Source organism: Streptomyces bambusae (assembly GCF_020532645.1).
GTDB classification, from domain to species: Bacteria; Actinomycetota; Actinomycetes; order Streptomycetales; family Streptomycetaceae; genus Streptomyces; species Streptomyces bambusae.
On record NZ_JAJAUZ010000045.1, the window covers coordinates 1 to 12,959 of the forward strand.

At 72.8% G+C, this 12,959-nt stretch carries 13 protein-coding genes; 4 read left to right on the forward strand and 9 right to left on the reverse strand.

Features of this window, described 5'->3' with window-relative positions; translation table 11 throughout:
• A partial coding sequence (locus tag LG634_RS26510) for a DUF11 domain-containing protein (protein ID WP_226737064.1) occupies positions 1-1,399 on the reverse strand: 1,399 nt, incomplete at its 3' end.
• Between the two features lie 402 nt (positions 1,400-1,801).
• Between LG634_RS26510 and LG634_RS26515 the strand changes: the two genes are divergently transcribed.
• Positions 1,802-3,130, forward strand: coding sequence for a flavin-containing monooxygenase (locus tag LG634_RS26515; RefSeq protein WP_226737066.1), 1,329 nt, complete (start codon positions 1,802-1,804; stop codon positions 3,128-3,130).
• Here the strand turns inward: LG634_RS26515 and LG634_RS26520 are convergent.
• From LG634_RS26520 to LG634_RS26545, 6 genes are all read right to left on the reverse strand, one after another.
• Complete coding sequence (locus tag LG634_RS26520; RefSeq protein ID WP_226737068.1) at positions 3,103-4,332, reverse strand: tryptophan dimethylallyltransferase family protein; 1,230 nt, start codon at positions 4,330-4,332, stop codon at positions 3,103-3,105. The genes LG634_RS26515 and LG634_RS26520 overlap by 28 nt on opposite strands.
• A 133-nt stretch (positions 4,333-4,465) precedes the next feature.
• Positions 4,466-5,815, reverse strand: a complete 1,350-nt coding sequence (locus LG634_RS26525; protein ID WP_226737070.1) for a cytochrome P450 — start codon at positions 5,813-5,815, stop codon at positions 4,466-4,468.
• 8 nt (positions 5,816-5,823) lie between these two features.
• A complete protein-coding gene (locus tag LG634_RS26530; RefSeq protein WP_226737072.1) occupies positions 5,824-6,417 on the reverse strand; it encodes a GTP-binding protein in 594 nt (197 codons plus the stop codon).
• Complete coding sequence (locus LG634_RS26535; RefSeq protein ID WP_226737073.1) at positions 6,392-6,769, reverse strand: DUF742 domain-containing protein; 378 nt, start codon at positions 6,767-6,769, stop codon at positions 6,392-6,394. Before LG634_RS26535 ends, LG634_RS26530 begins: the two co-directional genes overlap by 26 nt.
• The gene (locus tag LG634_RS26540) at positions 6,766-7,167 is read right to left on the reverse strand and encodes a roadblock/LC7 domain-containing protein (protein WP_226737075.1); all 402 of its coding nucleotides are present in this window, start codon (positions 7,165-7,167) and stop codon (positions 6,766-6,768) included. The genes LG634_RS26535 and LG634_RS26540 overlap by 4 nt, the downstream gene beginning before the upstream one ends.
• A complete protein-coding gene (locus tag LG634_RS26545) occupies positions 7,164-8,342 on the reverse strand; it encodes an ATP-binding protein (protein ID WP_226737078.1) in 1,179 nt (392 codons plus the stop codon). The genes LG634_RS26540 and LG634_RS26545 overlap by 4 nt, the downstream gene beginning before the upstream one ends.
• 582 nt (positions 8,343-8,924) lie before the next feature.
• Between LG634_RS26545 and LG634_RS26550 the strand changes: the two genes are divergently transcribed.
• The 3 genes from LG634_RS26550 (at position 8,925) to LG634_RS26560 (ending at position 11,102) form a co-directional block, all read left to right on the forward strand.
• Complete coding sequence (locus tag LG634_RS26550; protein ID WP_226737080.1) at positions 8,925-9,539, forward strand: dihydrofolate reductase family protein; 615 nt, start codon at positions 8,925-8,927, stop codon at positions 9,537-9,539.
• A gap of 116 nt (positions 9,540-9,655) precedes the next feature.
• Complete coding sequence (locus tag LG634_RS26555) at positions 9,656-10,069, forward strand: VOC family protein (protein ID WP_226737082.1); 414 nt, start codon at positions 9,656-9,658, stop codon at positions 10,067-10,069.
• Positions 10,070-10,265: 196 nt separating this feature from the next.
• A complete protein-coding gene (locus tag LG634_RS26560) occupies positions 10,266-11,102 on the forward strand; it encodes an SDR family oxidoreductase (protein WP_226737084.1) in 837 nt (278 codons plus the stop codon).
• Between the two features lie 25 nt (positions 11,103-11,127).
• On the opposite strand, the gene LG634_RS26565 is transcribed toward LG634_RS26560, so the two are convergent.
• Both LG634_RS26565 and LG634_RS26570 read right to left on the reverse strand, forming a co-directional pair.
• A complete protein-coding gene (locus tag LG634_RS26565) occupies positions 11,128-11,508 on the reverse strand; it encodes a UBP-type zinc finger domain-containing protein (RefSeq protein ID WP_226737086.1) in 381 nt (126 codons plus the stop codon).
• Entirely contained in the window at positions 11,505-12,956 is a 1,452-nt protein-coding gene (locus LG634_RS26570; protein WP_226737154.1) for an ATP-binding protein, read from the reverse strand. Before LG634_RS26570 ends, LG634_RS26565 begins: the two co-directional genes overlap by 4 nt.
• Positions 12,957-12,959 lie beyond the last annotated feature (3 nt).

Here is a 12,959-nt window from a genome sequence, read left to right on the forward strand (position 1 = left end):
GCAGCCAGCCGGGCAGGCCGGCGCCGGAGTCGGCCAGGTCGCCGCGCCCGTGGTGGCCGTCCCCGCTGCCGTCCTGGTGGCCGCCGTCGCCGGAGCCGTCGTGGCCGCCGCCGTGCTCCCCCTCGTGGCCGCCCTCGCGGCCCAGGCAGAGCGGCTTCCCGCCGGGGCCGGTCGTACCGGGCCGGTTGGCGTTGTCGGACGGGTCGGGGTCGAAGCTCGCCGACGTGACGCGGGCGATGTTGTCGACGGGCGTGCACGGTTCCTTGGGCGTACCGGTCCGCTCGCGGGACGCCACCCGCACGGTGATCCGGAACTCGGCGCTCTCCCCGGCGGCCAGCCGGTCGCGCTCGGGACAGACGACCAGGCGCTCCTGGGCCGCGGCCTCCGGCCGGCCCTCCCCTTCCGGCTGCCGGGTAGGCGGCGCCAGGACGCAGTCGTCGGGGGAGGAGAGGAGGACGAGCGGTTCGGGGAGCAGGTCGGTGACCCGCACCCCGCGGGCCGTCGCGGGGCCCTGGTTGTGGACCGTGATGCGGTACGTGAACTTGTCGCCCGGGCGGAGCACCGTACGTCCGCGTCCGAGCAGCGCGGTCTTCGCCAGCGAGAGGTCGGCGATGCGCGAGTTCGGGGGGATCGTGAGCCCTGTGAGCGAGGTCTGGTTGTTGGAAGGGTCCGGGTCCGCGGTCTCCGCGCCCACCACCGCCTCGTTGACGACGTCCGACCCGTCGCCGTCGTACCCGGCGGCGAGCCGCACCGTGACGACCCAGGTGTGCACGCCGCCCACGGGCAGCGCGGCCAGCGGCCCGCACCGCACGGTCCGCCCGTCGGCGGTGCACCCGTCGCGGGACGAGACGAACTCCAGCGAGGCCGGCAGCCGGTCGGTGACGACCACCTTCCGGGCGGCGGACGGGCCGCGGTTGGTCACCGTCACGGCGTAGTCGAAGGTCTCGCGGACGGCGGCCATGACGGCCGGGTCGCCGGGGGGTGCAGAGGGGCTGCCGGCACCGGCGTGGGTGCCGGCTCCGTCTCCGGCCGGGCCGGTGCCGGCGGCCGGCCGGACCGAGGCGGAGACCGCGAGGTCCGCGCCGGGCCCGGCTGCGACGGGGCCGCCGGATGCGGCGGGGGACTCGGGGTGGGCTCCGCTGCGCTGCGGGACCGCCGGGGCGGGTGCCTCGGCCGGGTCCGCGGTGCCCTCCGGTGCGACGGTGAGCGGTGCGGAGGGCGCGACGGGGTCCGTCGCTCCGGGTACCGGGCCGGCGGACGGCGCGGCGGCCGGGTCGCTCGGGGTTCCGGGACCGGCCGCGGCCGTCGGGGCCAGGCACAGCACCAGGCCGGCTGCGGCCCCCGCCCCTGCTGCCAGGACGTCCCGCAGCCGGCCGCGGAGCGCAGGACCCTCGGACATGCTTCGCATCGGCCACCCTTCACACGTCGGCGCACGGCCGCGATCAGTGCGGTCATCTCTTCACACTTTTCTGGCGATGGCGCGGCGCCTGGTGATCGTTTGCCGCCCGCGGGTGATCACATTCAGCCCGACGGCCCAGCCTCCGGCGCGCCGGACCCCGGCCGCCGGGGTGTCGGGCCGCCGGGGGCCGGCCGGGGCGCCTCGCTCCGGCGCCGCACGGATGCCGCACCGGCGGTCGCCGCGTCCGGCACCGCCCGTTGTCCGCCACCTCGTCCGAAATCGCTTGCTCCGTCTACCGGTTGGAGTTCCGGATCCGGCCCCGGGCGATTGCCGCAGGCCGCCGGGGGTGCCCTAGGGTATGCCTGCTCGAAAACAGGAACGGATGCTTCAGTGGAGGATTCCTTGGGCGGGTCAGCTGACGGCGGCTTCGTGACCGACGCGGCCGTGTGCATCATCGGAGCCGGCCTGTCGGGGCTGGCCACGGCGCATGCGCTCGCGGCCCGCGGCATCGGGTTCACCTGCCTTGAGCAGGCGAAGGGCGTCGGGGGGATCTGGCGCCGGCCCGGCGCCGGCGAGCGCGGTCCGGCCTATGCTGCCCTGCACCTGAACAGCGCCCGCCAGCTGACCGGTTACGCCGCCCGGCCGATGCCCGAGACGTATCCGCTGTACCCGCGGCACGACCATGTCGCGGCCTATCTGCGCGAGTTCGCCGAGTCCACCGGTCTGCTGTCCCGCATCGAGCTGGAGACCGAAGTGCTGGCCGTCCGGCAGGACCCTTCGGGCACCTGGCGGGTCACCAGTCGCGACGCCCGAGGCGCGGTCACGGAAAGGGAGTTCGGTGCGGTGGTCGTCGCCTCCGGCCACAACACCGAGGCGGCCATGCCGGACCGGCTGCCACCGGGCGCCGACACCTTCACCGGAACGGTCCTGCACTCGATGGACTATCGCGACGGCAGCGACTTCGCCGGGCAGCGCACGGTGGTCGTCGGCATGGGCGCTTCCGGCGTGGACATCGCTGCGGACCTCTCCCGGTACGCCGCGAGCACCCTGCTGTCCGTACGCCGGGGCCTGCACGTCGTCCCCAAGCAGCTCTACGGCATGTCGGTGGACCTGATCGCGGAGGCGCCGTGGTTCACCGCCATGTCCTTCCCCGAACAGCGCAGTTGGGTCGAACAGGCCCTGCTGGTGGCCCGCGGACGGCTGGGCGACTACGGTCTGCCGGAGCCCGACCACGCCCTCTTCTCGGCGGCGGTGACCATCTCGGACGAGATCCTCAGCCGGATCCGGCACGGCGCCGTGCTCCCGAAGCCCGCGATCGGCTCCCTCGACGGCGACCGGGTCCGCTTCACCGACGGCACCGAGGCGGAGGCGGACGCGATCGTCTACTGCACCGGCTTCCGGATGGCCTTCCCCTTCCTGCCCGCCGGCTGCCCGACGGACGGCCGGCGCCGCCCGGTGGAGCTGTACCGCCGGGTCGTGGACCCCGCCCGTCCCGGCCTGTACTTCATCGGCCTGATCCGCCCGGTGGGCTCGATCACCCGGCTGGTGGAGGCCCAGGCCGACTGGGTGGCACGGCTCGTCGGCGGCGATGCGGACCTGCCGGCCCCAGACGTGATGCACAAGGAGATCCGCGGCCATCTGGACGGCATCCGGGCCCGCTACGGCCTGGCCGCCGGCACCTCCATCCAGGTGGACGTCGGCTCCTACCTGCGGGAGCTCCGGGAGGTCTGAGGCGAGCGGACCGGCGGCCGGACCGCGTACGCCTCCGAGGAGAGGTACGCGGTCACCCGCGGCGACCGCCCCTCCTGGTGCGCCAGTCCCAGGTACGCGATGAGGCCCACCCCGTCCTGCAGGCGCCGGGAGGTGACGGCCGCCAGCGACCGCAGCAGCGGGCCGGGGTCGATGCCCTGGCGCTCCAGGACGGCCAGCGCCCGGTCCAGGGCCTCGCCGTCGTGCCGGGCGTAGTCGCGGACCGGGACGTACAGGGTGAAGCCGCTGGGGCGGCCGGCGGCCGTCTCGGTGAAGGCGTGGCACGACTGGACCGGCCGGCGCCGCAGCCGCGGCCCGCCGCCGGGCCCGCCGTCCGCGCCGGACCCGGCGGCCGCGGCGAAGAAGCCCTCGACCTCCGCCCGCGCGGGACCGCCGGGCACCCGGGACAGGCCGGCCGCCTCCGCTCCGGTCAGTTCGTGGTGCGCGAGGTAGACCTTCACCCGGGGTTCGTCCCAGTCGCCGAGGTCCAAGGCGAAGAAGAGGGGGCGGTCGCCCCGGGGCAGCGAGGCGTACGCCCGGTCGTGGCCCAGCCGCCGCAGCGCCTCGCGCACGGTCGTGGTGGAACGTTCCCGCCCGGAGGCCGCGGGGTTGAGGTAGACCTTGACCTTGGGTATCCCGCCGGGCACCAGCTCCAGCGCGCACCACAGGGCGAGCGGCCCCTGCGGGGACGGCGGGAAGAACAGGTCCTCCAGTTCGTCCAGCCGCGCGGTGTCGAACCCCCAGCGCCGCGCCATCCCCCGGACCGCGGCCAGCCCGGCCCGGCCGTTCGCCGCCGTCCCGCCGGCGCCGTACCCGGGCTCCAGCAGCACCCGCAGCGTCGGGTCGGCGTCCGGGGTGCACGACAGGGAGAACTCGACCGGCGTGTGGTCGTCGGAGAGGAGCGACGGGTACGCGGGGGGCAGGGCGAGGGACCTCTCCGCGGCGGGCCCCAGGGCGGTCAGCAGGGTCTGCGCGTACGCCACCGAGTCCGGCGCGCCGAGTCCGGTCGTCTCGCACAGCCGCAGCAGCTGTCTCGCCGCGTGCCCTCCGAGGGTTTCCGGGGGTTGTCGCGCGTCCGGCGTGCCCCCGGTCTCCGGCCGCAGCGCGGCGGGCCGGGCCGCCCGGGCGGAGACCTGCCGGGGGAGGCGGGTGCCGGAGACGGCCCAGCCGATGGAAGCGGGCATGACAACGGAATCGACGGACTGGGGGCGCACGGTACTTCCTTCACCTGGGGGAGGACGCGGGCAACGCGGTGCTCCCTACCCCCAGGTGCGGATCTTCATGCGGTGGCAGGTGTTCCGATCGGAGTTGCGTTCCTCACTTCGTCAGCCAGTTGAGGAACTGGCTCCACATGCCGCCCCGTTCGCGCCGCTGGCCCGCACCGGAAGGAGCGGAGCCCGCCGCGGCGGAGGCCTGCTCCGGCTCGGCCGGGCGGTGCGCCGTGCGGACCGGCGTGAACCGGGCGGGCAGCGTGGCCAGGCCCCGGTTGAACGGTCCCGGCCGCCAGACCAGGCTGTTCTCCGGAACCGCCAGTTCGACGTCCGGCAGCTCGTTGAGGAGGTTCTCGAGCGCCGTCGACGTGATCTGCCGGGCCGGGTCCTTGGACGGGCAGGCGTGCGGCCCGGCGCTCCACGCCAGGTGGGCCCGGTTGCTGCCGGCCTGCCGGGCGGCCGCGAGTGCGGGACCGGTGTTGGCGGCCGCGAAACTCACCAGCACCAGATCGCCCGCGCTCAGCTTCTGCCCGGCGAACTCCATGTCGGCCACCGGGTAGTGGGCCGCCAGGTTCTGCATCGGCGGGTTCTCCCACAGCGTGTCGTCGATCGCCTCGTCGAGCAGCCCGCCCTGGTCGGCGTACGCGTCGTTGGTGAGCAGCCGGTGCAGGGTGTTGCCGATCAGGTTGCGCAGCGGCTCGTTGCCCGCCACCAGCAGCAGGGCGAGCTGGTGGACCATCTCCTCGTCGGTGAGGGCCGCTTCGTGCTGCATCAGCCACGACGTGACGTCGTCCCCGGGCCGGGACCGCTTCAGCGCCACGAGCTCGCCGACGGCCCCGTACAGCACCTCGACCGCCCGCTCCGCATTGACCCCGTCGAACATGCCCGTGATGCCGAACAGCACCCGGTCGCCGATGTCGGCAGGGCAGCCGAAGAGCTCGTTGAACACGAACAGCGGCAGCTGCTTGGCGTAGTCGCCCAGCAGATCGGCCGAACCCCGCGACCCGAACTGGGAGATGAGGTACGAGGACACCTGGCGGGTGCTGCGGTTCAGCCTCCGCTGGTCGACCCGGGCCATGCTGTCCGTGACGGCCTGCCGCAGCCGCAGGTGCTCCGCACCGTCGGCGAACATGCAGTTGGGCCGGTACGACAGCACCGGCACCACCGGGTTGTCCGGTCCGAACCGGCCCTCGTTCAGGTCCCGCCAGCGGCGCGCGTCCTTGCGGAAGAAGCTGGAGTCCTGCAGCAGCTGGAGGGCCGCCGAATAGTCGGTGACGAGGGTGGCCTCCACACCGGGGGCGAGCTCCACCGGTGCGGTGGGCCCGTAGTGCCGCAGGTACGCGTAGTAGGCCTGCGGATCGGCCGCGAACCCCGGCCCGTACAGCGGGACCCGGCCACCGGATTCGTGGGCGGGGCACCCGGGTGGGGGCACGGGCGGAGTGGGTCGAGTGTCCATGTCTGTTCCTAGTGAGCTCGGTCCAGCAGATACCGGACGAGTGTGATCAGCGCATCGGCGGATGAGCGCTGGTCGCGGGCGTCGACGGGCACGACCGGGGTGTCGTCGAGCAGGTCGAGCGCCTCGCGCAGCGCCCGCTCCTCGCGGTCCCGGGTGCCGTCGAAGCGGTTGACCGCGATGGCGTAGTCGAGGCCGTACTGCTCGATCAGGTCGATCACGCCGAAGGAGTCCGCCAGCCGCTCGGGGTCGACCAGCACCAGCGCGCCGAGCGCGCCGCGCGCCATGTCCTCCCACATCTGCACGAAGCGCTGCTGTCCGGGCGTGCCGAACAGGTACAGCACCACGCGCTCGCTGATGGTCAGGCGGCCGAAGTCCATGGCCACCGTGGTGGTGGTCTTCCCCCGGACGCCCTTGAGGTCGTCGAACAGCTCGCCGGCCCGGGTCATCGTCTCTTCCGTGGACAGCGGAGGGATCTCCGAGATCGCACGGATGAACGTGGTCTTCCCGACGGCGAAGTGCCCGACGACCAGGATCTTGACGGCGGTCTGGGTCGCCCCGGCCCGGACGTACGCCTGCTCATCCAAACTTGGCGCGGAGCCCATCCAGTACCTCCTCCAGGATGTGCCGGTCCGTGAGCGGTGCGCGCTGCACGGGAGGGCGGGTGATCAGGTAGCCGCGCTCGGTGAGTGCGGACAGCAGGATCTTCACCACGCCCATGGGCAGCCGGGTGTGCCCCGCGATCTCGGCCACCGACAGGTAGCCCGCGGTGCACAGCTCCAGCAGGTTCTGTTCCTCGGGGGACAGCGACGTCGGGCGCTGCTGCTCGTCGCCCGCCGCCGTGACCAGGGTGATCAGGGACAGCTGCTTCTCGTCGGGCAGCCCGCGTCCCTTGGTGATGACATACGGACGAACTAAATCCGCTGCCCCGGGCCCCAGTTCGTCGTAGTCGGTCATGAGCGAATGCCGAGGTTCTCGCGCGGCGGGGTCGTCAGCGCCTTGCCGAGCTGGCCGACGAGCTGCTGCATCCGGAAGGTGATGTCCTGCATGTCCACGTCGGGGGAGGCGGAGACGCCCAGGTAGGCGCCCTCGCCGGCGGATATCAGGAAGACCCAGCCGCCGTCGAACTCGACCAGCGTCTGCCGCCACTGCATCCGGCCCTCGTCGATGAAGAACCCGAGCGAGCGGCTGAGCGACTGCACGCCGCTCATGGCGGCGGCCACGGTGTCGGCGTTGTCCTTGCCGATGTCCTTCGTCCGGGCCATCAGCAGCCCGTCGGCGGATACCAGGACGGCGTGCAGGGCCCCGGGAATCTCCAGAGCGCTGTCAAGCATCCATGACAGATCGTTGTTCACGAGACCTCATGCCCTTCACTGCTTGCATCACGTGTGCTGCTCGTCTGCTGCGTCCGCTCCGGGCGGCCGGACCGGCCGGAGAGCGTCCCGCGCTGGAACGCGCCCATGATCGCGGCCGTCTCCGAGCCGGACCGGGACCCCGCGGGGGCACCGCCCGTACCGTCGGGGACGATGGCGATCGGCCGCTTGCGGACCCGCTTGGGCAGGCCGTCGGCGGTCGAGGCCACGGCCACCGCGCGCTCGGGACCGCCCGCGCCCGCCGGAGCGGCGGGGGCCGGGACCGCGACGGGCGCAGCCGGCGCCTGCCGCTCCGGCATGGCGGTGAGCAGGTCGTGCGGCAGCAGGACGACCGCGCGGACGCCGCCGTACGGGGAACTGGAGTCCACGGACACCTCGAAGCCGAACCGCTCGCAGAGCACACCGATCACGGCGAAGCCGAACTGGGGCGGGCTGCCGAGGCCGGAGACCCCGGAGACCCGCTCGGTGGACAGGAGCCGCTCGGCCCGTGCCCGCTCCTCGTCGTTCATGCCGACGCCGGCGTCGTCGACCACGATGCAGATGCCCTTGGGCACCGTGCGGATGTTGATCTCGACGACGGTGTTCGGGTTGGAGTAGCTCGTCGCGTTGTCGAGCAGCTCCGCCAGCGCCAGCGCCAGCGGCTCCACGGCCCGGCTGGTGATGCCGAAGTCGACCTGCGAAAGGATTTCCACCCGGCGGAAGTGGCGGATGCGCCCCTGGGCGCTGCGCACCACGTCGTAAACCGACGCGACGTCGCGGTGCCGGCCCAGCCAGCCGTCGCACAGCACGGCGATCGACTGAGCGCGGCGGCCGAACTGGGAGTTGGTGTGGTCGATCTCCAGCAGGTCCTGGAGAATTACCGACTCCCCGTACTTGCTCTGCAGCCCCGAGATGACCGACTGCTGCTCGGCGGCAAGACCCTGGAGCGTCCGCATCGCGGACTTCAGGACCGACTTGGTCGCGTCCTGGGCCTGCTCCTTCTCGGATTCCACGGATCTGGAGAAAGAGTTCTCCAGATCGGCATAATGGGCTTTGATCTCCTCGATCTCGGCCCGCAGAGCCCGGGCCGATTTCCGCTGGCGAACGATGACAGCGACTGCACCACAAGTGGCGGCCAGGAGGGCCCAGAGCACTGGGTTCTGTATGTACTGCGTCATAAGACTCTCTTCAGGCGACTGATGGCCAGTTGCTGAATTCCGTCAATGCGGATGGACCGGCGGACCGTCCGTACCGTAGTCCCGCCGGATGGTTCGCCGTGGCCGGCGATGTCGTTTTGCGTCCACCCGCAGCCCCGTAAGCGCGATGATCGTATCACCGGGCGTGAGCAGGTGACCGACCGTCAACGAGTCGTTGCCCAGTGGTCATTGGCGCGATTCGAGTGGTTCTGCCGGAAGTCATTGAAGTCCGGAGAACTTCACACATCCGAAACGCGCGCCGGGCGTGGCGAGGTGTCCGATAGGGGCAATCTACGGCTTTCGGGGCTTAGTTGCGGCAAACAGGGAATTGCCGAGCGTCCGCAGGGGGGCGGATCCGCGCCAAAACGCCCGTTTCCGCCGGGCGGTGACGGCTCGCAAGCGGAGCCGAAGCGGACGGCCAAGCGGAGGCGGTGCACCGGCTTCCGGGTGACCCTCCGCCGGCGGCGCGCGTGGCGGCCGGGGCCGCCCGGCCGGGTCGGGGAGGCTGGCCCGGCGGGCGGGGGACCGGCCCGGCCGCCCGACACGACCCGGGAGTGCAGCACCATGGGCAAGCTGACCCTGACCACCTTCGTGAGCCTCGACGGCGTGATGCAGGGCCCGGGCGGCCCCGAGGAGGACACCCGGGACGGCTTCACCTACGGGGGCTGGGCCGTGCCGCTGTGGGAGGAGGCGGTGGGGGAGTTCGTCACCCAGGTCTTCGGGCGCGCCGAAGCCTTCCTGCTCGGCCGCAGGACGTACGAGATCTTCGCCGGCTACTGGCCGCAGCACGACGACCCGGCCGACCCGGTCGCACACAAGCTCAACGCCCTGCCCAAGTACGTCGCCTCCCGGACGCTGGAGAGCCCCTCGTGGGGCCCCGCCACCGTCCTCGACGGCGAACTCCAGGCCGAGGTCACCCGGGTCAAGGACGGCCTCGACGGCGAACTCCAGGTCCACGGCAGCGGCCGGCTGGCCCAGTACCTCCTCGCCCGCGACCTCGTCGACGAGTTCCACCTGCTCGTCTTCCCCGTCTTCCTCGGCAAGGGTCACCGCCTCTTCCCGGCCGGCGGCCTCCCCACCGCCTGCTCGGTCCTGACCTCCCGCACCACCCCGAACGGCGTCTCCCTCCACACGTACCGCCCCACCGGACGGGCGGCCTTCGGGTCGTTCGGCGACTGACGCCGCCGCCTGCCGACCAGTCGGGCGACCGGGGCCCGCGATCGCCCGATATCAGGACAAAAGGGACGTAGGCTGCCCTGTGGTCCGTCCGCCCGTCCTCCCGAAGGGAACCCCTCGTGGCATCTCGGCTCAACCCGTACCTCAGCTTCGCCGGCGACGCGAGGCAGGCGCTGGAGTTCTACCAGTCGGTCCTGGGCGGTGAACTCAGCCTCAACGGCTACGGCGACTTCAGCTCCGAGCTGCCGCCGGGGTACGAGGACAAGATCATGCACGGCATGCTGGAGACCCCCGCCGGGTTCACCCTCATGGCCGCCGACACGCCGCCCGGGATGGACCACCGGCCCGGCAACAACATCTCGATCAGCCTCAGCGGCGAGGACGCCGATGCGCTCCGCGGCTACTGGGACAAGCTGTCCGCCGCCGGCACCGTCTCCGTGCCCCTGGAGAAGCAGATGTGGGGCGACGTCTTCGGCATGTGCACCGACGGCTTCGGCATCACCTGGATGGTCAACATCGTCCAGCAGGCCTGAGGCCTGAGGCCTGAGGCCTCAGGCCTGGGCTTGGGCCCGGGCCGACGCCTGAGCCCGCGCCCTGCCGTGCGCCGCCGCGTGCGTCCGCGCGCCCCCGCGCGGGGGATGGCCGTGGCCGGTTTCCGCTCCGACGATGGACCGCCGGTTGTCGGACATCGGGTACCGGCCACGGCACTCCGGTCGCACAGGGGGAACGATGGGCAGACGCTGGCTGGTCACGGGCTGCTCCTCCGGGCTCGGGCACGCCCTGGCCACCGCGGCCGCGCGGGCGGGGGACGAACTGGTGGTCACCGCCCGCAAGACCGCCGACCTCGCGGACCTGGCCGCCGCCTGGCCCGGCCGGATCAGCCCCGTCCCGCTGGAACTGCGGGACACCGCCTCGTGCGAGGACGCCGTACGGACGGCCGTCGACCGCCTCGGCGGCATCGACGTCCTCGTCAACAACGCCGGCGTCGGCCTGTTCGGCGCGGTCGAGGAGGTCTCCGACGCCGAACTCCGCGACCAGCTGGAGACCCTGCTCGTCGGCCCCTGGCGGCTCACCCGGCTGGTCCTGCCGCTGATGCGCGCCCAGGGCCACGGCCACGTCCTCAACGTGTCCTCCGTCGCCGGCCGGATCGCTTTCCCCGGGCTGGCCGCGTACATCGCCGGGAAGCACGCCCTGGAGGGCATGAGCCAGGCCCTGGCCGCCGAGGCCGCCCCCCACGGCATCCGCGTCACCGTGATCGAGCCGGGCATGTTCGCCACGCGCTACGGCACTGCCATGACCGAGGCCCGGCACCGCGTCCCCGCGTACGACGGCACCAACCGCGAGATGCTCGAAGGGGCGCGCGGCATCGCCGAGAACCCGGAGACCGGCCGCCCGGAGGACTTCGCCGCGCGGGTCCTCGACATCGTCGCCGCCGAAGGCCCCACACCGCTGCGGATCCCGGTCGGCGACGACGCCTACGGGTTCCTCGACCTGGCCGAGCAGGCCGCCCGGGAGGAACTCGCCGCGGCCCGGAGCCTCGTCAAGGGCCCGCCGCCCGCCGTCTGACGGACCGGCCGGGGACCGCGGTCCGTCAGCGGTGGATCCGGTCGCGCCAGTCCGCGGGCAGCCGGTCGGCCGGCCCCGGTGACGGCTGGCCGACCGGGCGGGAGCCGGGCGGGGCGAGCTCCGGCCCCGTCTTGTGGAGGGCGCCGGTGGCGTAGTTCCAGTACCACCGCTCGCCCGGCTCGAAGCTCTGCACCACCGGATGACCGGTGGTCCTCCAGTGGGCGGTCGCGTGCTGCCCGGGGGAGTTGTCGCAGCAGCCGATGTGCCCGCACCGGGCACAGCGCCGCAGGTGCACCCACCAGCCGCCCAGCTCGTCGCACTCCACGCAGCCGGTGCCGGTGGGCACCGCGCCCGGGTCGACGCCGTCGATACCGCCGGTGCCTTCGGTGCCGCCGGTCCCGTTCATACGGACTCCTCGGTCGGTTCGTCGCTCTCGGCCCGCTCGGTGGTCAGGGGCAGCAGCACCTGGAAGCGGGTGTCGCCCGGCACGGACTCGACGTGCAGGCTGCCGTGGTGCTTGTTCACGACGATCCGCCAGGAGATGTCGAGGCCGAGCCCGGTGCCCTCGCCGACCGGCTTCGTCGTGAAGAAGGGGTCGAAGATCCGGTCGCGGATGTCCGCGGGGATGCCCGGCCCGGTGTCGCGGAACTCGACGAGCAGCCGGTCGCCGTCCCGGGCCGTGCGCACTGTCAGGGTGCCGTCCCCGCCGCCGTCCGCGATCGCGGCCACCGCGTTGTCGATCAGATTGGTCCACACCTGGTTGAGCTCCGCCGGGTACGCGGGCACCTCCGGCAGCGAGCGGTCGTACTCCTTGACCACCCGCACCCGGGGACCGATCTTGCCGGACAGCATCAGGAGCGTGCTGTCGAGCAGGTCGTGGACGTCGACGTCGCGGTGCGGGGCCCGGTCCAGCTGCGCGTACTGCCGGGCTGCGTCCACCAGGTGGGAGATCCGGTTTGTGGAGTCCTCGATCTCGTCCATCAGCAGCTCGGTCTCGACCGTGTAGTTGAGCCAGCCGACCGCCCCCGGCAGGATGTCCGCCGGCACGGCCGCCGCGACCTGGTCCAGCCAGCCGGTGTCCAGACCGGCCTGCACGAAGGTGGGCGCGATCCGCCACCCCTCGGGGAAGCCGTGGACGTCGAGCCAGTCCGTGACCTCGTCCTCCCGGTCGGACGCCTCCAGCGGGGTCAGCGCCGGCGCCTTCGCGACGCGCTCGGCGGTGCGCTCCTGGATCTCGATCAGCCCGGCCAGGTCCTCGCGGGAGTACGGGCCCTGCGCGATGTGCGCCAGCTTGTGCCGCATCTTGCCGACCCGCTCGCGGAGCGCTGCGGTGGCCCGTACGGCGGCCGCGGCCGGGTTGTTCAGCTCGTGGGTGAGCCCGGCGGACAACGAGCCCAGCGCCAGCAGGCGTTCCCGCTGCCCGATCGCCCGCTGGGTGTTCTTCGACCCGAAGAACAGCCCCTCCAGCAGGTGCGCCGCCATCGGGAACCACTCCCGCATGACGTCCGCGAACGACTGCGCGGGCAGCACGAAGAACCGCGTGGGCTCGGTCACCCGCATCGAGTTCACGTACGTCTGCGGCACCCGGTCGCCCAGGTACGCCTGCATGGCACCCGCGTACACACCGCGCTGCGAGGTCCGGCTGACCTCCACGTCGTCGCCGCCGACCCGGCGGTACAGCACGACCGTGCCCTCGATCATCACGTAGAAGCAGGTGGCCGGCTCGCCCTCGGTGTACACCGGACCGGGCTCGAACCGCTCGACCCGCCCCTCCGAGCAGAGCCGGCCCAGCTGCTCCGGTGCCAGCTCCTCGAACAGGAACAGGGAGGCGATCTCCTGCGGATCGCAGGCCATGAC

Bases quoted from the DNA above. Each gene is read 5' to 3' on its own strand.
- LG634_RS26525 (WP_226737070.1), bottom strand. From the start codon at position 5,815: ATGGACACTCGACCCACTCCGCCCGTGCCCCCACCCGGGTGCCCCGCC.
- LG634_RS26530 (WP_226737072.1), bottom strand. From the start codon at position 6,417: ATGGGCTCCGCGCCAAGTTTGGATGAGCAGGCGTACGTCCGGGCCGGG.
- LG634_RS26535 (WP_226737073.1), bottom strand. From the start codon at position 6,769: ATGACCGACTACGACGAACTGGGGCCCGGGGCAGCGGATTTAGTTCGT.
- LG634_RS26565 (WP_226737086.1), bottom strand. From the start codon at position 11,508: ATGAACGGGACCGGCGGCACCGAAGGCACCGGCGGTATCGACGGCGTC.
- LG634_RS26545 (WP_226737078.1), bottom strand. From the start codon at position 8,342: ATGACGCAGTACATACAGAACCCAGTGCTCTGGGCCCTCCTGGCCGCC.
- LG634_RS26560 (WP_226737084.1), top strand. From the start codon at position 10,266: ATGGGCAGACGCTGGCTGGTCACGGGCTGCTCCTCCGGGCTCGGGCAC.
- LG634_RS26570 (WP_226737154.1), bottom strand. From the start codon at position 12,956: ATGGCCTGCGATCCGCAGGAGATCGCCTCCCTGTTCCTGTTCGAGGAG.
- LG634_RS26550 (WP_226737080.1), top strand. From the start codon at position 8,925: ATGGGCAAGCTGACCCTGACCACCTTCGTGAGCCTCGACGGCGTGATG.
- LG634_RS26520 (WP_226737068.1), bottom strand. From the start codon at position 4,332: ATGCCCGCTTCCATCGGCTGGGCCGTCTCCGGCACCCGCCTCCCCCGG.